This is a genomic window from Amycolatopsis sp. cmx-4-54 (assembly GCF_046548895.1).
Taxonomy (GTDB): domain Bacteria; phylum Actinomycetota; class Actinomycetes; order Mycobacteriales; family Pseudonocardiaceae; genus Amycolatopsis.
In genome coordinates this window covers 985,303-1,005,152 of the sequence record NZ_JAEBEJ010000002.1, presented here as the reverse complement: position 1 = coordinate 1,005,152, position 19,850 = coordinate 985,303, and the positions used below count along the sequence as shown (strand labels likewise).

Annotated in this window: 21 protein-coding genes; 11 read left to right on the top strand and 10 right to left on the bottom strand. The window is 69.0% G+C overall.

Going from position 1 to position 19,850, the window contains the following annotated elements; translation table 11 throughout:
- The coding region (locus ACLJQ7_RS10125) for a transposase (RefSeq protein ID WP_410647835.1) at window positions 1-383 on the top strand (383 nt) is incomplete at its 5' end.
- A 210-nt stretch (window positions 384-593) separates the two neighbouring features.
- On the opposite strand, the gene ACLJQ7_RS10120 is transcribed toward ACLJQ7_RS10125, so the two are convergent.
- From ACLJQ7_RS10120 to ACLJQ7_RS10110, 3 genes are all read right to left on the bottom strand, one after another.
- On the bottom strand, window positions 594-1,418 hold the full coding sequence (locus tag ACLJQ7_RS10120; protein ID WP_410647834.1) for an SGNH/GDSL hydrolase family protein: 825 nt from the start codon (window positions 1,416-1,418) through the stop codon (window positions 594-596).
- A 10-nt stretch (window positions 1,419-1,428) separates the two neighbouring features.
- Window positions 1,429-1,857 (bottom strand): hypothetical protein, encoded by a 429-nt coding sequence (locus ACLJQ7_RS10115; RefSeq protein WP_410647833.1) that lies wholly within the window; start codon window positions 1,855-1,857, stop codon window positions 1,429-1,431.
- Between the two features lie 109 nt (window positions 1,858-1,966).
- Window positions 1,967-3,136, bottom strand: coding sequence for a PLP-dependent aminotransferase family protein (locus ACLJQ7_RS10110; RefSeq protein ID WP_410647832.1), 1,170 nt, complete (start codon window positions 3,134-3,136; stop codon window positions 1,967-1,969).
- 111 nt (window positions 3,137-3,247) lie between these two features.
- Between ACLJQ7_RS10110 and ACLJQ7_RS10105 the strand changes: the two genes are divergently transcribed.
- Window positions 3,248-3,598: a hypothetical protein gene (locus ACLJQ7_RS10105; RefSeq protein ID WP_410647831.1), complete on the top strand. Its 351-nt coding sequence runs from the start codon at window positions 3,248-3,250 to the stop codon at window positions 3,596-3,598.
- 160 nt (window positions 3,599-3,758) lie between these two features.
- Here ACLJQ7_RS10105 and ACLJQ7_RS10100 read toward each other — a convergent pair whose 3' ends face one another.
- Complete coding sequence (locus ACLJQ7_RS10100; RefSeq protein WP_410647829.1) at window positions 3,759-4,982, bottom strand: FAD-binding protein; 1,224 nt, start codon at window positions 4,980-4,982, stop codon at window positions 3,759-3,761.
- Between the two features lie 72 nt (window positions 4,983-5,054).
- Between ACLJQ7_RS10100 and ACLJQ7_RS10095 the strand changes: the two genes are divergently transcribed.
- From ACLJQ7_RS10095 to ACLJQ7_RS10085, 3 genes are read left to right on the top strand one after another with little or no spacing between them, the layout of a single operon-like run.
- Complete coding sequence (locus tag ACLJQ7_RS10095) at window positions 5,055-6,293, top strand: ArsB/NhaD family transporter (protein WP_410647828.1); 1,239 nt, start codon at window positions 5,055-5,057, stop codon at window positions 6,291-6,293.
- A 12-nt stretch (window positions 6,294-6,305) separates the two neighbouring features.
- A complete protein-coding gene (locus tag ACLJQ7_RS10090) occupies window positions 6,306-7,076 on the top strand; it encodes an IclR family transcriptional regulator (protein ID WP_410647827.1) in 771 nt (256 codons plus the stop codon).
- 32 nt (window positions 7,077-7,108) lie between these two features.
- Window positions 7,109-8,284, top strand: coding sequence for a 4-hydroxybenzoate 3-monooxygenase (locus ACLJQ7_RS10085; RefSeq protein ID WP_410647826.1), 1,176 nt, complete (start codon window positions 7,109-7,111; stop codon window positions 8,282-8,284).
- A 388-nt stretch (window positions 8,285-8,672) separates the two neighbouring features.
- On the opposite strand, the gene ACLJQ7_RS10080 is transcribed toward ACLJQ7_RS10085, so the two are convergent.
- The 3 genes from ACLJQ7_RS10080 to ACLJQ7_RS10070 are packed head-to-tail and all read right to left on the bottom strand — an operon-like array spanning window position 8,673 to window position 11,655.
- Complete coding sequence (locus ACLJQ7_RS10080) at window positions 8,673-9,656, bottom strand: LysR family transcriptional regulator (protein ID WP_410647825.1); 984 nt, start codon at window positions 9,654-9,656, stop codon at window positions 8,673-8,675.
- Window positions 9,653-10,966, bottom strand: a complete 1,314-nt coding sequence (locus ACLJQ7_RS10075; RefSeq protein WP_410647823.1) for a purine-cytosine permease family protein — start codon at window positions 10,964-10,966, stop codon at window positions 9,653-9,655. Before ACLJQ7_RS10075 ends, ACLJQ7_RS10080 begins: the two co-directional genes overlap by 4 nt.
- A 2-nt stretch (window positions 10,967-10,968) precedes the next feature.
- Window positions 10,969-11,655 (bottom strand): tRNA-dependent cyclodipeptide synthase, encoded by a 687-nt coding sequence (locus ACLJQ7_RS10070; protein WP_410647822.1) that lies wholly within the window; start codon window positions 11,653-11,655, stop codon window positions 10,969-10,971.
- 159 nt (window positions 11,656-11,814) lie between these two features.
- Here ACLJQ7_RS10070 and ACLJQ7_RS10065 point away from each other — a divergent pair, with 159 nt between their 5' ends.
- The 3 genes from ACLJQ7_RS10065 (at window position 11,815) to ACLJQ7_RS10055 (ending at window position 13,659) form a co-directional block, all read left to right on the top strand.
- Window positions 11,815-12,768 carry a LysR family transcriptional regulator gene (locus ACLJQ7_RS10065; RefSeq protein ID WP_410647821.1) on the top strand — a complete coding sequence of 318 codons (954 nt, stop codon included), beginning with the start codon at window positions 11,815-11,817 and terminating at the stop codon, window positions 12,766-12,768.
- Between the two features lie 93 nt (window positions 12,769-12,861).
- Window positions 12,862-13,212: a rhodanese-like domain-containing protein gene (locus ACLJQ7_RS10060; RefSeq protein WP_410647820.1), complete on the top strand. Its 351-nt coding sequence runs from the start codon at window positions 12,862-12,864 to the stop codon at window positions 13,210-13,212.
- 12 nt (window positions 13,213-13,224) lie between these two features.
- On the top strand, window positions 13,225-13,659 hold the full coding sequence (locus ACLJQ7_RS10055; protein WP_034310116.1) for a thioredoxin family protein: 435 nt from the start codon (window positions 13,225-13,227) through the stop codon (window positions 13,657-13,659).
- On the opposite strand, the gene ACLJQ7_RS10050 is transcribed toward ACLJQ7_RS10055, so the two are convergent.
- Window positions 13,641-14,438, bottom strand: a complete 798-nt coding sequence (locus ACLJQ7_RS10050; protein ID WP_410647819.1) for an alpha/beta fold hydrolase — start codon at window positions 14,436-14,438, stop codon at window positions 13,641-13,643. The genes ACLJQ7_RS10055 and ACLJQ7_RS10050 overlap by 19 nt on opposite strands.
- Between ACLJQ7_RS10050 and ACLJQ7_RS10045 the strand changes: the two genes are divergently transcribed.
- A complete protein-coding gene (locus tag ACLJQ7_RS10045) occupies window positions 14,437-15,879 on the top strand; it encodes a M1 family metallopeptidase (protein WP_410647818.1) in 1,443 nt (480 codons plus the stop codon). The two genes, ACLJQ7_RS10050 and ACLJQ7_RS10045, sit on opposite strands and share 2 nt — an antisense overlap.
- A 429-nt stretch (window positions 15,880-16,308) precedes the next feature.
- Here the strand turns inward: ACLJQ7_RS10045 and ACLJQ7_RS10040 are convergent, their stop codons facing one another.
- Window positions 16,309-17,529 carry an FAD-dependent monooxygenase gene (locus tag ACLJQ7_RS10040; protein WP_410647817.1) on the bottom strand — a complete coding sequence of 407 codons (1,221 nt, stop codon included), beginning with the start codon at window positions 17,527-17,529 and terminating at the stop codon, window positions 16,309-16,311.
- A gap of 40 nt (window positions 17,530-17,569) precedes the next feature.
- On the opposite strand from ACLJQ7_RS10040, the gene ACLJQ7_RS10035 reads away from it, so the two are divergent.
- Window positions 17,570-17,878, top strand: a complete 309-nt coding sequence (locus ACLJQ7_RS10035; RefSeq protein ID WP_350583645.1) for an antibiotic biosynthesis monooxygenase family protein — start codon at window positions 17,570-17,572, stop codon at window positions 17,876-17,878.
- Window positions 17,871-18,698, top strand: a complete 828-nt coding sequence (locus ACLJQ7_RS10030; protein WP_410647816.1) for an SIR2 family NAD-dependent protein deacylase — start codon at window positions 17,871-17,873, stop codon at window positions 18,696-18,698. Before ACLJQ7_RS10035 ends, ACLJQ7_RS10030 begins: the two co-directional genes overlap by 8 nt.
- An 82-nt stretch (window positions 18,699-18,780) precedes the next feature.
- On the opposite strand, the gene ACLJQ7_RS10025 is transcribed toward ACLJQ7_RS10030, so the two are convergent.
- The gene (locus tag ACLJQ7_RS10025; RefSeq protein ID WP_410647815.1) at window positions 18,781-19,791 is read right to left on the bottom strand and encodes an endonuclease/exonuclease/phosphatase family protein; all 1,011 of its coding nucleotides are present in this window, start codon (window positions 19,789-19,791) and stop codon (window positions 18,781-18,783) included.
- Window positions 19,792-19,850 lie beyond the last annotated feature (59 nt).

The window sequence follows — 19,850 nt, the reverse complement described above, 5'->3', positions numbered from 1 at the left end:
CCTGGAACTACCACGCGATCTTCACCGACACCGGCTTCGACCTGCCCGACGCCGACAAACTCCACCGCGAGCACGCGATCATCGAGCAAGTCTTCGCCGACCTCAACAACGCAGCCCTCGCCCACTTCCCCTCCGGCCGCTTCCCCGCCAACCACGCCTGGCTGATCCTGGCCTGCCTCACCCACAACCTGCTCCGCGCCACAGGCTGCCTGACCAGCGTTTTCCATGCCAAAGCCCGCACCGCAACCCTGCGCCGGCACCTGATCGCCATCCCCGCCCGCATCACCCGCACCGCACGCCGCATCACCCTGCGACTACCCACCCACTGGCCCTGGCAAGCCGCCTACCAGACACTCTTCACCACAACCCACCGACCAGCCTGACCCCCCACCCCAACAACCGGACCACAGTGGACACACCGGATGCGACGACCGGCAATCCACCACACCCACCAACCCCACACCTGACCAACAACCACCACCACGATCAACCCACAACCACACCGGTGGATCCAGGTTGAAGGTTGCGAAAGTGGCTTTCGCAACACGGTCGCAAGCCGGTCACGGACGGAAGCCCACCGCGACCCGACGCCCTCAAGAGCGCAGCCGCGCCGTGACCAGGTCCGCGACGGCCGCCATCCCTGCCTCGTTCGGGTGGTACGGCACGCGTCCCGGCGCGGCCGCGTACCGCTCCATCCACGGGGCGGCGGCGCAGGCGTCGTGGTCCGCGCTGGCCGCCGCCGCCGGGATCAGCGTGGCTCGTTCGGCGCGCGCCGCTCGGCGGGTCGCCGCCGCCAGCCGGTCCGCCACTTCCCGTTCGAAGACCAGCTGCTCCGGGGTGAGCGGAACGCCGTCGCAGGCGGGCGCGGTGCGCGGCACGATCGTCAGATAGTCGACGACCAGCACACGAGCCCGCGGCGCGCGCAGATGGACCGCCGCGATGACGGCGCCGATCTTCTCGTGCACCGTGGTCAGCGCCGCGCGGACGGCGTTCTGATCGACTTGGCCGCAGTTCGCGCCGCCGGTGTTCTGGCAGGCGTAGGTGAACAGGCTCCCGACGTAGCCGACGTCGTTACCGCCGATGGTGACGGTCACGAGGCGAGTGTCCCGGGTGACGGCCTCGATCTGTGGCGGCTGCCCGGCCTGTGCCGCGGTGAGGATGTTCGCCGTGGTCGCTCCGCTGCACGTGACATCCGTGAGGGCGAATCCGCGTCGCCCGGCCACCAGGGTCGCGTAGTTCTTGGTCGAGCGGCCGCACGCCGCCGGGGTGCCGGGCTGCTGCGGCGGGATCCCCGGCCCCGCGGCGAAGGAACTGCCCATGGCGACGTAGCGGGCAGGTGCACTCGCCTGCGCGGGCGGCGTGGCCAGGAGACCGAGCGTGACCGCGGCGAGCACCGCGGCGGACATCCGCTTGAACATGTCGAACCCCTTATCTCAGGAAGGTGACCGGTTCCGGTCCCGCGATGCCGTCGATGACACCGAGGGCGAGCAGATCTTCGGGACTTGGCTTCAGCGCGTCGGCGAGCGCGGGGATCTCTTCAGGGTCCCGTCTGAGGATCCCGGCCGCCAGTTCCGGGGCGATGACGGAGAAACAGGCGCCCGGAGTGAGCCAGACGCGGTCCGCCGAGCAGAAGGCGAGCGCGCCGCCTGAACCTCCTTCCCCGATCACCAGGGTCGTGATCGGCACCTCCGCCGTCGCGATCGCGCCGAACAGTCCGGCGACGGCGTTACCGGCCCCGGCCGTCTCCGCCGCCGGATCGGCGGCCGCGCCGCCTCGCGTGACCGGATGGACGACACGCGTGATCCGACGGACGGCACACGCCGCGACCGGTCCGCCGCGTGTCGTCCGCCTGATCACCCGTGTCGTCCATCTGATCACGGGTGTCGTCCCGCGAGACACGGTCGGTTCCAACCCGACTCGCCCCTGACGCGCCCGGGCCGGTGCGAGACCCCGGGCGACGCTTACCTCACTGCGACAGGGCTTTGCCCAGCCGCCGCAATCCCTCGGCGATCTTCTCCGGCGCGTGCGTGGCGAACGACAGCCGCAACGACGACCGGTCCGCCTCCCCCACCTGGAACGCCGAGCCGGGCACGAAAGCGACGTCCTGCCGCAGCGCCTCGGGAAGCAGCCGGTCCGTGTCCGCGCCGCCGGGAAGGGTGACCCAGACGAACATCCCGCCGTCGGGGTCGGTCCACGTCGTCCCGGGCGGGGTGATCACGGGCAGTTCGGCCAGCATCGCGTCGCGGCGCACGCGGTACGTCGCGCACAGCTTCCGCACGTGCGCGTCGAGATCCGCCACGCCCAGGTACTCGGCCGCGGCCGCCTGGTCGACGGTCGAACTGTGCAGATCCGTCGCCTGCTTGAGGATCGTGACGCGGCGCAGGAGGTCCGTCGGCGCGCGGAACCAGCCCAGCCGCATCCCCGGGGCGATCACCTTCGAGAAACTGCCGAGATAGATCGTGCGCCCGGCGAGCTCGGGGCGGGCCGACAGCGGTTCCTCGCGTTCGCCGCGATACCGCAGTTCGTGGTACGGATCGTCCTCGACGAGCCAGAACCCGTGACGCGCGATCACTTCCGCGAGCGCGCGGCGTCGCTCCGGGCCGATCGTGCGCCCGGAGGGATTCGAGAACGTCGGGACGAGATACAGCAGCGCCGGCCGTTCCCTGGCCGCGATCTCGTCCAGCGCGGCCGGGTCGATCCCTTCCGCGTCGCCGGGAACGGGCACGACGCGCGCCTCGGCGAGCTGGAAGCATTGCAGCGCCGAGAGGTACACCGGTTCTTCCACCAGCACGGTGGCGCCGGGTTCGAGCAACGCGGTGCTCAGCAGTTGCAGGCCCTGCTGCGAACCCGTGGTGATCAGCAGATCGTCCACAGTGGTCGCGAGTCCGCGACCGGACAGGCGCCGAGCGAGCAGCTCGCGCAACCGCGGATTCCCCTCGGTGGGCGAATACTGCAACGCGGACCTGTCGGCGAGCGCCCGGTCGAAGGCGGCGCGAAGACCGTCCACATCGAACAGTTCCGGCGCGGGCATCCCGCCGGCGAAGGAGATCACGCCCGGGCGGGCGGTGAGCGCGAGCAGGTCGCGCACGGGAGAACTGGTGACGCCGTCCATACGACGGGCGAGGGGAAGAGACATCAAGGCTCCTCGGGAGAAACGTGCGGCTCCAGTGCAGCAGCCGGGGATCTTCCCGCGCGAGCAAGCAACTGCCGCCACGATATCAGTTTCGCCTGCGCCTAGGCTTGTGCCGTGCCTCTCGTGGAAATCACCTACGCGCCCCATCTTCCCGAAGCCAAGCTGCGTGAGCTCGGCTCGGTTTTGCCGCATCTCGTGTCCGTCGCGGTGGAGTGCCCCGAGGAGCCCTACGACGGCGACCTCCAGCCGGGCGACGTGGAACTGCGTTTCCGCGCACCGGGACCGTTCGACCGCTTCGGACTCGACCTCCTGGTCGAGGTCCGGTCGAAGTGGTTCCCGAGCCGGGCGGACAACCGCCAGGAGCGGGTGGACCTGCTGCGCACGAGTATTGAATCCGCGACCGGGATCGACGACGTCGGCGTGTACCTCTCACTGCCCGTGGCGGCGTGGTCGCAATCGGACTAGCGCGTGTTTCACAAGTCTGTTCGATGGGCTTCGTGATCCAGGTGGTTCCTGACGGTGCGGGCGGATCGGCCTCGTACCGGGGTCGTACTCGCCGCATCCGCCCGTGCCGTCAGGGACCGCCTGAGCGCGAAGACCGCGAACAAGACTTGTGAAACACGCGCTAGCCCTCCCCGAACACGTGCCGCCGGACGAACGGGTTCCGGAATTTGCCGTCCGGGTCCAGTTCGTCGGCCAGCGCCCGGAAATCGGCCAGCTTCGGATAGTCCGCCGCGCGGTGGAAGAGCTTCCCCCAGTGCGGCCGGACGTCGAACGGTGCCAGCCGCTCCTCCATCACGGGCAGCAGCTCGCGGACCGCCTTCACGTCCGGCAGCCAGGTGAAATGCAGCGCCAGCCGGTCGCCGCCGTGGAACGGGCTGAGCCAGAGCTCGTCCCCTGCGACCGTGCGGATCTCGGACGTGAGCAAGACGGGTGCCAGCCGGTGCCCGAGTCCGCGCATCGCCTCCATCGCCGCGACGGCGTGCCGGATGGGCACGAAGTACTCGGTCTGGAGTTCGTTCCCGATGCTGGGCGTGAAGTCCAGGCGGAAATGCGGGATCCGTTCGTGCCAAGGCCCGGTGACGCCGAGTTGCCGCGTGCAGTTGTCCGCCGGGATACCCGCCGCGTGGGCCGGATGCCGTGGCCCATCCGCCGCCTTCGCGCCGAAAAAGTCCGCGCCCGGCCGCCCCGGCCCTTTGACCCAGACCTGGTCGGCCTCGTCGCGGGCCCAGTTCGTGAACAGGCTGACGCTGTAACCGGCGTCCTGGATCTCGTCGAAGTGCTCGTACACCGATTTCCAGGGCAGGCCGTCGAAGACGTCCTGGCGAAGGTCGAACGACGGCACCAAATCGAGGGTCAGCCGGGTCACCACACCCAGCGCGCCGAGGCCGACGACCACGCCGTCGTGCCGGGAGAACGTCTTCAGCTCGCCGTCGGCGGTCACCAGCTCCAAACCGGACACCGCCGACGCCAGGCTCCGGTTCCGCCGCCCGGAGCCGTGGGTCGCCGTCGCGACGGTGCCCGCCACCGTGCAATGCGGCAGCGAAGCGAGGTTGGCCAGCGCGAACCCGGCGGCGTGCACCTGGACGGCGATGTCCCCGTAGCGGGCCGCCGCGGGCACCGAAACCGTCGCTGACTCCGCGTCGAGGACGACGTCCATGTCGAGGGCGGACAGATCGAGCAGGACCCCACCCGGAATGTCCGCGATGTCGTTGAAACAGTGCCTGCTGCCGAGCGCTTTGACCCCGTTCGCTCCGGCGACGGCCTCCTGAACCTGCCCGATTGTGCGTGGCCGGAGGATCCGCTCCGCGGAGAAGGCCTGATTTCCCGCCCAGTTCGTCTCTCGCACCAGGCCCAGCCTAGATTGCCGAAGTCGGCTTCACACGGAGGAGGGTTCGCACTGACGGGCATTCCCGGCGAGATGGTGTCCATCGCGCTCCTGCTGATGGTCCTGGCCTTCGCGGTGATCCGGCCGCGCGGTCTCCCGGAAGCGGTCGCCGCCGTCCCCGCCGCGGCGATCGTCCTGGCGGCCGGAGCGATCACGTTCTCCGACGCTCTCGACGAGGTGACGAGGCTCGCCCCGGTCGTCGGCTTCCTCGCCGCCGTGCTCGTCCTCGCCAAACTGTGCGACGACGAAGGGCTGTTCCAGGCGGCAGGGACACTCATGGCGCGGTTCAGCCGGGGACGGCCACAACGGCTGCTGCCGGCGGTGTTCGTCGTCGCCGCGGCGGTCACCGTGGTGCTCAGCCTCGACGCCACGGTCGTCCTGCTGACGCCGGTCGTGTTCGCCACCGCCGCGCGGATGGGCGCGCGGGCCAAACCGCACGCCTACGCCTGTACGCATCTGGCGAACTCGGCCTCGTTGCTGCTGCCGGTGTCCAATCTGACCAACCTGCTCGCCGTCGCCGCGACCGGGATCTCGTTCCTGCGGTTCACCGCGCTGATGACCTTGCCCTGGCTCGCGGCGGTGCTCACCGAATACCTGGTGTTCCGCCGGTTCTTCGCCGCCGACCTGGCGGCGCGGCCACGAGGCGGGAACGCGGTCCCGGCCGGGAAGGTGCCGGCGTTCGTCCTCGTCGTGCTCGGCCTGACGCTGGCCGGATTCGTGATCACGTCGCTGATGGACATCAGCCCCGCGTGGGCCGCGTTCGCCGGCGCCGCCGTCCTGGCCTGCCGCGCCCTCGTGCGACGAAGGACGTCACCCGCCGCGATCGTGCGCTCGGCGAGCATCCCCTTCGTCGCTTTCGTGCTCGCGCTGGCGATCGTGGTCCGCGCCGTCGTCGACAACGGGCTGGACGAGGCGCTCAGTCATCTGGTGCCGACTTCCACCTCGTTCCCCGCCTTGCTCGGCGCGGCTGCGGTGGCGGCCGTCCTCGCCAACCTGATCAACAACCTGCCCGCCGTGCTCGTGCTGCTGCCGCTCGCCGCCGCCGGCGGGACACCGGTGGTGCTGGCCGTACTGATCGGGGTCAACCTCGGGCCGAACCTGACCTACGTCGGCTCGCTGGCGACGTTGCTGTGGCGGCGCATCCTGCACCGGCACGACACCCGGCCGGAACTGGGCGAGTTCACCCGGCTCGGCCTGCTCACCGTCCCGGCGTCCATCGTGCTCGCCGTCGGCGGGCTGTGGCTCGGGCTCGCCCTGACTTCCACCCAGTGAGAAGATCGACGCATGCCCGGGAACCTGTCGACACCCGGCGCCAGTGTCACGTCGCGGGCGTTCGCGCTGCTGGGCGCCTTCGACGCAGACCATCGTGAGCTGTCGCTGACCGAACTCTCGCAGCGAGCGGACCTGCCGCTGCCCACCGCGCACCGGCTCGCTCGCGAACTCGTCGGCCTGGGCGCGCTGGAGCGGCGCGAAGACCGGTACGCCATCGGGAGACGGCTGTGGGACCTCGGGCTGCTCGCACCCGTGCAGTTCGAACTGCGGCAGGTCGCCGCCCCCTTCCTCCAGGACCTCTACGGTGCGACCGGCGCCACCGTGCACCTCGGCGAACGTGACGGTGACCAGGTGCTCTACCTCGATCGCCTCTCCGGGAACGCGTCCGTGCCGGTGGTCAGCCGGATCGGCGGACGGCTTCCACTGCACGCCACCGGGATCGGCAAGGTCCTGCTGGCCTGGGCACCGGAGGACGTTCAGCGGCAAGTGCTCGCTTCGCTGACCCGCGTCACGCCGTACACCATCACGCAGCCCGGCCGCCTGCGCGAACAGTTGCGCCGCGTCCGGCGAGAGGGCTACGCACAGACCGTCGAGGAGATGAGCCGGGGCGCGTGCTCGGTCGCCGTCCCGATCCGGCCGTCGAAGGGCGACGTCGTCGCGGCACTCGGGCTGGTCGTCCCCGATCTGAGCCGCGGCCGGGCCCGGCTGGTCTCCGCGCTCCAGGTCGCGGCCGCCGGAATCGGCCGGAGCCTGCGGGTTTCACTGAGTGGAAGCGATCGCTAGCGGTTCGGCGGCCGCGCGACCAGACTTCGGTCATGCGTACCCCAGCCGCCATCGTCGGCGCCGGCCCGGCCGGACTGCTCCTGTCGCATCTGCTCGATCTGGCCGGGGTCGAATCGGTGATCGTGGAGACCCGCTCGCGCGAGTACGTCGAGGCGCGGATCCGGGCGGGTATCCTCGAACAGTCCACAGTGGACCTCCTTCGCGAGACAGGGCTCGGTGAGCGGCTCGACCGCGAAGGCGACGAGCACCGCGGGATTTACCTGCAATGGCCCGGGGAACGCCACCACCTCGACTTCGTGGACCTGGTGGGCCGAAGTGTCACCGTGTACGGCCAGACCGAGGTGACGAAGGACCTCGGCAAGGCGCGTGCGGGGGCCGGGCAGCAGATCCACTACGAAGTCACCGACACCGCCGTACACGACATCGAGACCGAGCGACCCTACGTCACCTTCACCGACGCGGAGGGCACGCGGCAGCGGCTGGACGCCGACGTCGTCGTCGGCTGCGACGGCTCTTTCGGGCCTTGCCGCACCGCGATTCCCGACGCCGCGAAACAGACTTGGGAACGCACCTACCCGTACTCGTGGCTCGGCGTGCTCGCCGACGTCGCCCCGTCGACCGACGAACTCATCTACGCGTGGCATCCCGACGGTTTCGCCATGCATTCGATGCGCTCGGCCACCGTCAGCAGGCTCTACCTGCAGGTGCCCAACGGCACCGACATCGGCACCTGGTCCGACGACCGGATCTGGGAAGCGCTCGCGACCCGGCTCGGCCACGGCCAGCACGGCTGGACCCTCACGCCGGGGCCGATCACCGACAAGAGCGTGCTGCCCATGCGCAGTTTCGTGCAGCAGCCCATGCGGCACGGCCGCCTGTTCCTCGCCGGTGACGCCGCCCATATCGTGCCGCCCACCGGCGCGAAAGGCCTCAACCTCGCGGTCGCCGACGTCGCTCTCCTCGCCCCCGCGCTGGCCGCTTTGGTGCGCGACAAGGACTTCGCGCTCGCCGACGCCTACTCCGACACCGCGCTGCGCCGGGTCTGGCGGTGTACCCACTTCTCGTGGTGGATGACGACGATGCTGCACCAGTCCGGCGACCCGTTCGACCGGCAGTTGCAGCTCTCGCAGTTGCAGTGGCTGGCACGGAGCGAGGCGGGGCGGGCGGGACTGGCGGAGAACTACGCGGGGTTGCCCATCGGGTTCTGAATCGGCCGTTTCGCGGCAACGACGACCCGGCCGTCAGGGGCTCGTGTTGCGAAAGCCACTTTCGCAACGTTGAAGGTTGCGAAAGTGGCTTTCGCAACGCGTCGAGGGGAGCGGCCGGTCGGCCACACGCGGAGACGCCTGTTGCGTGATCAGACAGCGAACTCGCGTGATCAGACACGGAACTCGCGTGATTTGAGACGCATCTCGCGTGATCAGACACTCCACACGCGAGTTCCGGCTTCGATCCGTGAGTTCCGCCTTCGATCACGTGAGTTCCGCCTTCGATCACGTGAGTTGCGCGCCTGATCACGCGAGTCACGTCTTCGGCCTTGCCGCGAACCGGCGAACCGGCGAACCCCCCCCACGGCTGAGCCGAGGGGAGGGGCTTTCACACGCTGTCCCGTCCTTCGTCCAGGTACGCGGCGTAGACGGGCGCGGTCCTCGCCTCGGCCCAGTACGCTTCGACCACGGCCGAGATCAGCTCCGCCCGCCGCCCCGCCACGAAGGTCTCCTTGTTCCAGGCGAGGATATGCCTGCGCGGCAACACATCCCCACGCAGCGGCCGGGTCACGATGCCGTGGTTCCCCGGATCGCAGATCGGTTGCGACAGCCCGATCGCGCCCGCCTTGACCACCAACAGCGCCACCTGCTGCGAAGTCACCTGATGGGTGAACGACGGACTGAAACCGTGCCGCGCGCAGGTGTCGGCGAAGTACTTGGTGAACGTCGCCGCCGACGAATCGGAAACCATCACCCACGATTCGTCCCGCAGGTCGCGCAGGTCGACGACCTTCTCGCGCGCCAGCGGATGGAACTCCGGCAACAGGACGAAGGTCGGCTCGGTCACCACCACCGCGGTGTCCACGTTCGCCGGGATTTCGAGCTCGTATCCCGGATAGTCCTTGACCAGTCCCAATTCCGCGCGCCGCTGAGCCAGCAGCGGCAACAGCCGTTCAGGGTGGTCGTCGTGCACGACCTGCACCTCCGAGACCTCGGGCCACAACCCGGTCACCAATGAGGGCAGGTGTGACACCAGCGCGCTGGCCACCGCCACCACCCGGACCACGTCGGGCGGGCCGCTGGGGCAGACGCGCTGCTCGATGTCTTCGAGCAGTTTGTCCAGCTGTGGCAGCAAGGCCGCGGTGCGGCGCAACAGCAGTTCGCCCATCGGCGTCGGGGTCACGCCACCCTCGCACCGGTCGAACAACCGGTAGCCCAGCATGTTCTCCAGCCGTTTGAGCTGCGCGGAAACCGCGGGCTGGGTGACACCGAGCGCGATCGCGGCCCGGGAAAGACTTCCCGTGTCCGCGATCGCCCTGATCACCCGCAGGTGGTGGACATCCAGCTGTACGACGTCGAACTCCTTTGTCACGAACGGGTTTTCGACCCGCCGGAAGAAGTCATGGCCGTGGTGGACACCGCGGCCGCGGTCCGTCTGCCGAGCAGAATATACAGGAGAAAGGCACCCAAAACGGAGTTCACGGTGGGGATTCCCCACGGCAGCCAGGCCCCCACCGCCGCCCCGGCCACCCAGCAGATCAGCGCGGAAGGAACCCAGGACGGGCAGGTGGACGGCAGTTCCCCGGACGCGCGGGTGGCGTCCAGTTCCGGTTTCCAGCGCCGGACCACGTAGTACTCGGCGATCACCACCCCGGCCACCGGTGGCGTGAGCACGCCGACCCAGGTCAGGAAGGTGGTGAAATGGTCGAGGATGCCGATCGCGGAGAGCACCGTGCCGAGACCGCCGAGCAGCAGGGTCGCGGTGGTGCGGTCCAGCCGCCGGGACAGCAGCACCTGCACGGTGTTCACCAGTCCGAGCGAGGAGGAGTAGAGGTTCCAGTCGTTGATCTTCAGGATCGCGGTGACCAGGATCAGCGTGCCGAGCACACCGGACGACGAGGTGATGATCCCGACCACGTCGGCGCTTTTCGCCGCGTGCGCGAGCAGGACCCCGATCAGGCCGATGAGATACTGGCCGAGGGTGACGCTGACCAGGGTCTGCTTCACCACGTCGGACGCGGTCCGGTTGAACCGGGTCATGTCCGGCGTCATGATCGCGCCCATGATGAACGCGCCCGCCACCAGCGTGGTGCCCTGTGCCAGCGACATCGACGGTCCCGGCGGCGGCTCGGCCATCAGCGCGGGCAGGGAATGGTCGCCGAGCGCCGAGACGATCGAGAACCCCGCCAGCGCGAGGAAAGCGGGCACCGTCAGATACGCCGTCCAAGCCATCGCGTGGAAGCCGAACACGACGATCGCGGTGACCAGCGCGCCGCCCGCGAGTGCCCACACCCATACCGGCGGGCCGCCCATCAGGGCGTGGAGGCCGTGGGCGAACACGTCGTTCTGCACCCCGAACCAGCCTGCCAGGCTCAACGTCATCAGGAGCCCGACCAGCGCGGACCCACCGGTGCCGAATCCGGTCCAGCGCGCGAGCACCGACGTCGAAAGCCCCTCGCGGGTGCCGGCGATCCCCATCAGGATGGTGATGATCTCCAGCAGCACCGAACCGATCGTGATGGCCAGCACCGCTTCCCAGAACGTCATGCCGAAGCCGAGCACCGCGCCGAGCAGGAACTGGTGGAACGAGGACACCTGCCCGAACCGCTGAAACGCGACGGAAATCCAGGAGTAGCGGCGTTCGGCGGGCACCCGGCGGAGGGAGAAGTCGTCGTGTTCCACGGTCACTCCACTCGTTCCGGGACGGCTTGTTCGAGGACGACGAAACCTTGGCCCGGCAACGGCCGCCACGAAAGTTCGCCGCGGTAGAGCCGTTCGAGGAAGGCGACCCGCTGGTGATAGGCGAACACGGAGCTTTCGACCCCGGCCACGGCGACGGTGCCGACGAACATCGGCAACTCGGCGAGGAAGTACCGGACCGCGCTGCGCAACTGGTCGCGCGTGGGATGTTCACCCTCGGGCAGCCGCCGGTCCAGCACCCAGCCCGTGGCGCCGAGGCACTGCTCGGCGAACTCCGGATCGGTGGCGAACCGTTGGTGCGCCTCGGAAAGCAGAGCGAGGTACGCGCTGTCGGCTTCGAGCGCGGCGGAATCAAGGATCAAGGTGTGCGGATCCCGCGTACAGACCTGCTCCAGCGCGCGGAGGATCTTGTTCCGTGTGTAATTGCCCTGCCGCTGCGCCTTCTGCGCGGCACGAACCGGGTCGTAGCCGAGCGCTTCGAGGGTGAACGCGGACGGGCCGTCGGGGACGAAGAAATGGAAACCGTGAAAGGCCGAACTGGCCCAGCGGGCGAGATCGGCGATACGGTCCACGGTGAAATGACTGTTGAACGGGCTGACACCCAGGCAAACGTGCTCGGCTCGCGCCAGCGGATCAGCGCAATGCTCCGTGAGCGGCAGTGGTCGCGGCAAGACGGCTCCTGATTCGCGTGATATGCGGGGCGTCGACCGAACGTAGCCACGGCCGGATGGCGCGGGTATTGCCACCGGATGTTGTCACCGGGTTATGAGAAATCGGTTGTCTCGACTTTCGGAGGTGCCGGGCGCGAACGGGCCGCGGTATACGAAGTCATGGAGATTCAGGTTCGGCATCTTCGCGTGATCTGTGAGATAGCCGCCTCCGGCAGCCTCAACCGTGCCGCGGCCGGACTGGGGCTCGGCCAGCCCGCGCTCAGCCACCAGCTGCGCCGGATCGAGCGGATGGTCGGCGGCCCGCTGTTCCACCGCGACCAGCACGGGGTGCGGCCCACCGAACTCGGCGCCCTGATCCTGCGGCGGGCGCGGGCGATCGTGCTCACCTTCGACGAACTGGAGCACGACTTCCACCGCCAGGAACCCGAGACGGGCGAATCGCTCAGGATCGGCTGGAACGACAGCGCCATCACGGGTTCGCTGCTCGGCGGACTGCGCGACCTGAGCCCTGGCGAGCCGTTCCGCACGCGCGCGGACACCTCCCGCACGCGGCTGCTCGCACAGGTCGCGAACCGCGGCATCGACCTCGCGCTGATCATGATCTGCGGCGGGCGCGGCCTCCCGGTGCCGCCGGAAGTGCGGACGATGACCCTGGTCGAGGAGCCCTCGTTCGTGGCGATCCCCGCGGAACACCCGCTCGCCGCCGAAGAGGAGATCGAGCTAGCCGAACTGGCAGGCGAGGACTGGATCGTGTCGAGCGGCGGCGACGGCTGCCGCGTGGTGTTCCGCGAAATGTGTCTCGCGCACGGTTTCGACCCCCGGATCACCCACGACGCCGACATCGACACCACACGGGAGGATCTGGTCGGCGGCGGATACGGCGTCGGGCTGATCCAGCCGACCCGGCCGTCGGCGGACGGGCTGGCCATCCGGCCGCTCGTGGGCGCGCCGATGTGCGTGCGGCATGTGCTGGCCTGGCGGGAGGACGCCCGATGCGCGCCCGGCGTCCCGGAACTCGCCGCCTCGGCGAGGGACGGCTATTGGCGGCTCGCCGGGCGGACGGCGCCGTACCGCGCCTGGTTGCACCGGCACGGCAGGCTGACCGCCGGATAACCCTTCGGCATGCCGATGCGGCACTAGAGCGTGTCCCGCGAGGCGACCGACGATGGGAATCGTCAATCACGGTCGCCGGAAAGAAGGGGCATCATGCTGCCGTTGATCACCCGTACGGAACTGCTCTCCCGGATGGAGTCCGGATCGGTGGTCGTGGTGGACACGATGCCGGTCGCCTATTTCGACAAGGAACATCTTCCGGAAGCGCGCAACATTCCGGGTTTCCCGTACGAACGGGCGGCCGAATTCACCGATCGCCTGGCACCGGCGGTGCTTCCGGACAAGGCCGCCGAGATCGTCGTCTATTGCGCGAACACGCCGTGCCGCAACAGTGAATTCGTCGGGCGGCGGCTGCTGGAGCTCGGGTACACGAACGTCCGCAAATATCGCGAAGGCATCGAAGACTGGGTCGCGAGCGGGTTGCCGACCTGGTCTTCGACCTGAAAGGAGATCGTCTTGTCCAAGTGCAAACGGTTCGTCTGCGTGCTGGCCGGTGTGCTGGCGCTCATCACCGGCTTCGGCAACGGGGTGGCTTCGGCCGCGCCGGCGGCCGAGAACGTGATGACGGTGACTTCGGCCAACTACGCCGAGGTCATGAACATCTCGCGGCAGAAACTGGTCATCATGGACTTCGGCGCGACCTGGTGCCCGCCGTGCCGCCAGATGAAGCCGGTGATCGAACGGCTCGCCGGTGAATACGGCGGCCGGTTCCTGCTGGGCGAGGTCGACGTCGACCAGAGCCGGGACCTGTCCACCCGGTACAACATCCGCTACCTCCCGACGCTGGTCGGTGTCCGGAACGCCGCCGAGCTGCCGTCCTCGCGGAACATCGGCTACCCGGGCGAAGCGCGGCTGCGCGCCTGGATCGACGCTCAGCTCGCGAAGGGCTGACCGAGGACGTCGGAGAGAAACGCTTCGACGGCCCCGAGGTAGGTCTCCGGCGCTTCGTCGTGCACCACGTGCCCGGCGCCTTGGACGACGATGTGCCGTCCGAGGCCGCCGGGCACGCGTGCGGCCAGCTCGGCCTGCTGACCGTGCGGCATCGCGGTCCGCTCGCCTTCGATCGCGAGCAGCGGGCATTTCACGCGTTCGACGAACTCCCAGAAGTCACGCCTGCCCCATTCGGCCGCGATCTCGTACAGGTCCGGGAGGGAGGCGATCAGGTGGTAGCCGTCTTCGCGTTCCTCGACGCATTCGATGAAGTAGTCACCGGTGTCGCCGAAGAACTCGCGAACGTGGGCCAGTGAGCGGAACGGGACCGGCCACGACTCGAAGTACCCGCGCCAGGTGTCCACGGTCCGGCCGCGCTGGTCCGGCGCGAAATCCTCGCAGACCACGGCGCGGACGAGCTCGGGATGCGTGGCCGCGGTGACCCAGGCGTGCAGGCCGCCCATCGAATGTCCGATCAGGACCGCGGGTTCGTCGAAGGTCCGCAGCACCGCGGCGACGTCGTCGGCGAACCGCTCGGTGCGCCAGGGCCCGCCGCGCGGTCCGCGTCCGTGACCTCGCGCGTCGAGACCGTGGACACGCCCGTACGGCTCGAGCCTTCGCGCGATCCGCCACCACGTCGTCGCCCTGCCCATCAGCCCGTGCAGAAGGACGATCGGCGGCCCGTCACCGCCGAAAGTAATCAACCCGTCGCGCTGGATCACCACTAAGCTCCCCTCCATGCGCAGCCGTGTCCTCGCCGCCGGTCTGGTACTGGGGGCCGTCTGCGCCCTGATTATCGGCTGCACCGCCGATCCGCCTCCGGCCACGCCCCCACCGCCGCCGCCGATGAACCCGGCTCCCGGCGCTTCGGGCGCGGGTGACCCGTACTACCCGATGGACGGAAACGGCGGTTACGACGCGACCGAGTACCAGGTGGGGATCACGTACGACCCCGCTAAAGGGCGGCTCGACGGCGACACCACCGTGCTCGCGAACGGGACACAGGACCTCGATCGGTACAACTTGGATTTACGCGGCTTGACCGTGCAATCCGTCGAAGTGGACGGGAAACCGGCGAAGTTCGCGCGCGAGGGCGAATTCGAACTGGTGGTGACGCCCGCCGAGCCGATCCGGAACGGGACCGCCTTCCGCACGAAGGTCCTCTACGGCGGCGATCCGTCCGCGACGCCCAAGGCGGGCGGCAGCGAGAACGGCTGGCAGAAGTCGAAGGACGGCGGCGCGTTCATCGTCGGCGAGCCGCATTCGGCGTCGTTCTGGTATCCCGTCAACGAGACCCCGCGAGACAAGGCGATGTTCACCCTCACCGCGCGTGTCCCGGACGGCTGGACCGTCATCTCGAACGGGCGTGAGATCCAGAAGACCGCGACCAACGGCTGGACCACGACGTCCTGGCAGGAACGCACACCCGTGGCGTCCTACCTGACCACGGTGGCGATCGACAAGTTCACCGTCGACCGGATGGCGCTCCCGGACGGGACCCCGGTGGTCAACGCGTACGCGCCGGGCGCCGAGGACCGGCGCGACACCGGCAGGCGGCTGCCGGAGATCATCGGTTTCCTGAGCTCGAAGTTCGGGCCGTACCCGGTGGACGCGGCGGGCGGCATCTATCTCGACGAGGACATCCATTTCTCGCTGGAGACCCAGACCAGGCCGACCTACGCGAAATGGGCCGACCTGATCACCGTGGTGCACGAGACCGCGCACCAGTGGTTCGGCGATTCGGTGACGCTGAAATCGTGGTCCGACATCTGCCTCAACGAATGCCTCGCGTCGTACGCGCAATGGCTGTGGCAGGAGTCGCGGGACAAGGAGAATCTGGACGATCGCTACCGAGCCGCCCTCGAGATCATGCGGGGCAGCCAGGATTTCTGGACGCCGAAACTGGTCGACATGGGCGCTGGGCAGGAGTTCCACGGCGTCTACGACAAGGGGATCCTGGCCATCCACGCGCTGCGGCGGAAGATCGGCGAAGCCGCGTTCACGCGCCTGCTGAAGGAATGGCCGGCCGCGTACCGGAACGCCAACGCCTCCTGGGCGGATTTCGAGGCGTTCACGATCAAGCTTTCGGAGCAGAACCTGCGGCCGTTCTTCGACGCGTGGTTCCACGGCACGGCGATCCCGCCGGACGCCGAACTGCTGCCGGGCACGCTGCGTGGCTGACCCACGCGTTTAGTCCTCTGAATGCGGGCTTGGGCGCTCGCGTTTCGTCCTCAATGCGGCTGGCCCCCATGCCCCGGCGACGGCGCGAGCGCGTTGCGAAAGCCACTTTCGCAACGCTCAAGGTTGCGAAAGTGGCTTTCGCAACCCTCCCCCAACCGACCCGGGACCCGGTGCGCATCGGCGACACACACCGGACCGAACACCACCCATGCGTTTAGTCCTCTAAATGCGGGCTTGGGCGCTCGCGTTTCGTCCTCAATGCGGCCGCCCCCCCATGCCCCGGCACCGGCGCGAGCACGTTGCGAAAGCCACTTTCGCAACGCTCAACGTTGCGAAAGTGGCTTTCGCAACCCTCCCCCAACCGACCCGGGACCCCAGTGCGCGTCGGCGACACACACCGGACCGAACACCACCCACGCGTTTAGTCCTCTAAATGCGGGTGCGCCCGGGGTAGTCCGGCAGGTCGATGCCGTTCACGACGTCCCGCATCTTCCGCGAAGCCAGCGCGGCGAACGGCTTGAGCCGCATCACCCGCATCATCAAGTAGCGCATCCGCAGCGCCGTCCGCGACTTCGCGAAGATCGTCTCCGCGTTCTCCCGCCCCATCTCCTGCGTCTTCTCGACGAACTCGCGCATGACCGCCTCGTAGCGCTTGAGCCCGGTGTCGAAATCGGCGGCCAGTTCCCCGGCGAGGACGTACGCGCCGACGAACGCCAGGCTCGTGCCCTGGCCGGAAAGCGGCGAGGGACAGAAAGCGGCGTCACCCAGCAGCCCGACGCGGCCGCGCGACCAGGACTCCATGACCACCTGTGCGCACGAATCGAAGTAGAAGTCGGTGGCCTCGTCCATCCGGTCCAGCAGCCAGGGCGCCTCCCACTCCATCCCGGCCGCGAACTCGCGCACCAGCGCCTTCTGCGCCTCGACGTCGCGATAGTCGTAGTCCACCTTCTCCGAGGCGAACCCGAAGTAGGCCATCGCCTCGTCGCCGTCGCGGACGGCGCGGATCCCGGCGGAGCGGCCGACGTCGTCGTAACCGACGGCCCAGTTCCGCAACCCGAGCCGGTTCGGCACGGTGAAGAACGCCAGGTAGGAGCCCAGATGCCGGACGAACCGGGACTCCTCGCCGAAGGCCAGCGCCCGCACTCCCGAATGCAGCCCGTCGGCCCCGATGACCATGTCGTACGTCCGTCGCGCACCACCGGCGAAGGTGACGTCGACGCCGTCGGCCCGCTCGTCCAGCGCGGTGATCCGGTCGCCGAAGACGTACTCCGTCGTCTCTTTGGTCGCCTCGTAGAGCACTTCGGTCAGGTCACCGCGCAGGATCTCGATCTCGGCGATGACGCCGTCACCGTCGAAGTCGTCGGCGCGGATCGTGGCCTTCGTGCGGTTCTTCCGGTCGACGAGCGTCTCGCCCTTCGTGTCCGTGCAGGCGGCGCGGATACGTTCGTCCAGGCCCATCCGGCGCGCGACCTCCTTGGCCGTTCCGCGCAGGTCGACGGCCTGACCGCCGGGGCGCAGCGAAGGCGCGCGCTCCACGACGGTCACCTGGAAGCCGTACCGGGCGAGCCAGTAGGCCAGCGCCGGCCCGGCGACGCTCGCCCCGGAGATGAGGATCTCGGTGTCAGCCACCCTTGGGAAGGTCCCACGCATCACCTCGCGGCGCAAAAGAGTTTCGTCGTAGGCTGGCGGCATGGCTGTCGTGAAGATCAACGCGATCGAGGTTCCCGAAGGCGCAGGCCCCGAGCTGGAGAAGCGGTTCGCCGCGCGGCTGCACGCCGTCGACAATCAGCCCGGCTTCCTCGGCTTCGAGCTGCTCCGCCCGGTCTCCGGCGAGTCGCGCTACTTCGTCTACACGAAGTGGGAGTCCGAGGAGGCGTATCAGGCGTGGGCGGCCGGCCCGGCGCGTGAGGCGCACGCGGGCGAGCGCGCGAAGCCGGTTTCCACCGGCGCGAACCTGCTGGAATTCGAGGTCGTCCAGGCTTCGAAGCCGGGTGAGTGAGCTCGAACGAGCCGCGGAACTGATCGACGGCGCCGGCGCGCTGCTCGTCTGCGCCGGTGCCGGGATGGGCGTCGACTCCGGCCTGCCCGATTTCCGGGGCGACGAAGGTTTCTGGACGGCGTATCCGCCGTACGAGCGGTTGGGCATCAGCTTCGTCGAACTCGCCGACCCGCGGCATTTCGCCGAAGACCCCGGGCTGGCCTGGGGTTTCTACGGGCACCGGCTCGCGCTGTACCGCGCCACCGTCCCGCACGACGGGTTCGGACTCCTGCTGTCCTGGGGAGCGCGCAAACCGGGCGGCACGCGCGCGTTCACGTCCAATGTGGACGGACAGTTCCAGAAGGCGGGCTACCCGTATGTCGCCGAGGCCCACGGGTCCATCCACCACCTGCAGTGTCTCGACAGGTGCACCAAGGAGATCTGGCCGGCGGACGACGTCGCGGTCCCGATCGACGAAGACAGCATGCGCGCGCTCGAGCCGCTGCCGTCCTGCCCGCGCTGTGGCGGCCTCGCCCGGCCCAACATCCTGATGTTCGGCGACTACGACTGGCTCGGTCAGCGCAGCCAGGCCCAGCTCGACGCGCTGAACGCGTGGCGCCGCGAGCATCGCGACCTCGTCGTGGTGGAACTCGGCGCCGGGCAGGCCGTGCCGACGGTGCGGCGGTACTCGGAGCTGGCCAGCGCCGCGACCGGCGCGCTGGTCCGGATCAACCCGCGCGAGCCGCGGGTCCGGCACGGCCGCGGCGTCTCGCTCGCGAGCAACGGCCTCGAAACCCTCGAAGCGCTGGACGCCCTGCTCGGCTCGAACTCCGGTCCGTGAAGGCCTCCTTGAGGGACTCTAGGTCCCTCAAGGAGGCCTTCACGGACTCCGGCCGCGCGTCAAGGCCTCCGGGCCAACTCCCTCAGGGCAGGACGATTTCCGCGTAGACGGCGTCGTGATCGCTACCGGGCATCTCCAGCACCTCGAAATCCGCGATGGCCGTCCGTTTGTCCGCCAGCACATGGTCGATCGGCACCCGCGGCACCATCCCGTTCGTCCACGTCCCCGCCAACGCCTTCCCCAGCTGATCGGCCGCGTCCACATATCCCCTGGTCAGCAGCTCACGGAAGAGCGCGTGATCGAGACTCGCGTTGAAATCGCCCGCCAGGATCCGGATGTCGTGCTCGGCGTCGGCGTACGGCAGGTCCTTGGCTTCGTCGACCCACGCGTGCCGGTCCCACATCGGCGCCGCCGGATGGACCGCGACGACTTCGATTCGGACGCCGTCGCCGAGGTCCACGCTCGCGCTGGGCTGCTTGTAGTCCGAATTGCCGCTCAGCGTCAACGGCGTGAGCGGATACCTCGACACCAGCCCGGAACCCGACGCCCACTTGGCCGGGTGTAGCACGTGGTACGGCAGGACCTGGAACAACCCGGCCCGTTCGAGCCCGTCGATCGCCTCGGGTGTCATCTCGGTCAGGCTCAGGACGTCGACCCTGTGCTCCTTCACGTAGCCGACGATCTTCGCCGCTTCCGCCTGCCCGCCGAGCATGTTCGACGCCAGCACGCGCACGTGTTTCCCGTCCAGCGCCTTCTGCTCGTTGGCGAACGCCCGCGGCAGGACCAGGGACGTGATCGTGCAGGTCAGCACCAGCGCGACCACCCCGGTCCACCAGCGGCGCAGCCCCAGCGCGAGGACCCCGAGGATCAGCGTCGCGATCCCGGCGTACGGCGTGAGCGCGAGCGCCGCGATCGTGTACGTGTTGCCGTCGTAGCCCACCAGCCGCAACGCCGTCAGCACCGCGAACGGCACGACCGCCGCGACGAGCAGCCCGCTGACCAGCTTCCGCCCGGCGCCGTGGGGCGCCACGCGCTCTTCGATCACCATGCCGTCGAGTATGCCGATCATGAGCGTCGTGGCGGCCGTCTCCACAACACCTTCACAACCTCCTCACGCCGCGTCTACCAGCGCTTATCAGGTCCTGTCAGCCG

What these genes read in the sequence shown, in the direction of transcription:
- ACLJQ7_RS10090 (WP_410647827.1), top strand. Translation starts at nt 6,306, where the DNA reads ATGCCCGGGAACCTGTCGACACCCGGCGCCAGTGTCACGTCGCGGGCG.
- ACLJQ7_RS10085 (WP_410647826.1), top strand. Translation starts at nt 7,109, where the DNA reads ATGCGTACCCCAGCCGCCATCGTCGGCGCCGGCCCGGCCGGACTGCTC.
- ACLJQ7_RS10035 (WP_350583645.1), top strand. Translation starts at nt 17,570, where the DNA reads ATGGCTGTCGTGAAGATCAACGCGATCGAGGTTCCCGAAGGCGCAGGC.
- ACLJQ7_RS10110 (WP_410647832.1), bottom strand. Translation starts at nt 3,136, where the DNA reads ATGTCTCTTCCCCTCGCCCGTCGTATGGACGGCGTCACCAGTTCTCCC.
- ACLJQ7_RS10060 (WP_410647820.1), top strand. Translation starts at nt 12,862, where the DNA reads ATGCTGCCGTTGATCACCCGTACGGAACTGCTCTCCCGGATGGAGTCC.
- ACLJQ7_RS10040 (WP_410647817.1), bottom strand. Translation starts at nt 17,529, where the DNA reads ATGCGTGGGACCTTCCCAAGGGTGGCTGACACCGAGATCCTCATCTCC.
- ACLJQ7_RS10095 (WP_410647828.1), top strand. Translation starts at nt 5,055, where the DNA reads ATGGTGTCCATCGCGCTCCTGCTGATGGTCCTGGCCTTCGCGGTGATC.
- ACLJQ7_RS10045 (WP_410647818.1), top strand. Translation starts at nt 14,437, where the DNA reads ATGCGCAGCCGTGTCCTCGCCGCCGGTCTGGTACTGGGGGCCGTCTGC.
- ACLJQ7_RS10050 (WP_410647819.1), bottom strand. Translation starts at nt 14,438, where the DNA reads ATGGAGGGGAGCTTAGTGGTGATCCAGCGCGACGGGTTGATTACTTTC.
- ACLJQ7_RS10120 (WP_410647834.1), bottom strand. Translation starts at nt 1,418, where the DNA reads ATGTTCAAGCGGATGTCCGCCGCGGTGCTCGCCGCGGTCACGCTCGGT.
- ACLJQ7_RS10065 (WP_410647821.1), top strand. Translation starts at nt 11,815, where the DNA reads ATGGAGATTCAGGTTCGGCATCTTCGCGTGATCTGTGAGATAGCCGCC.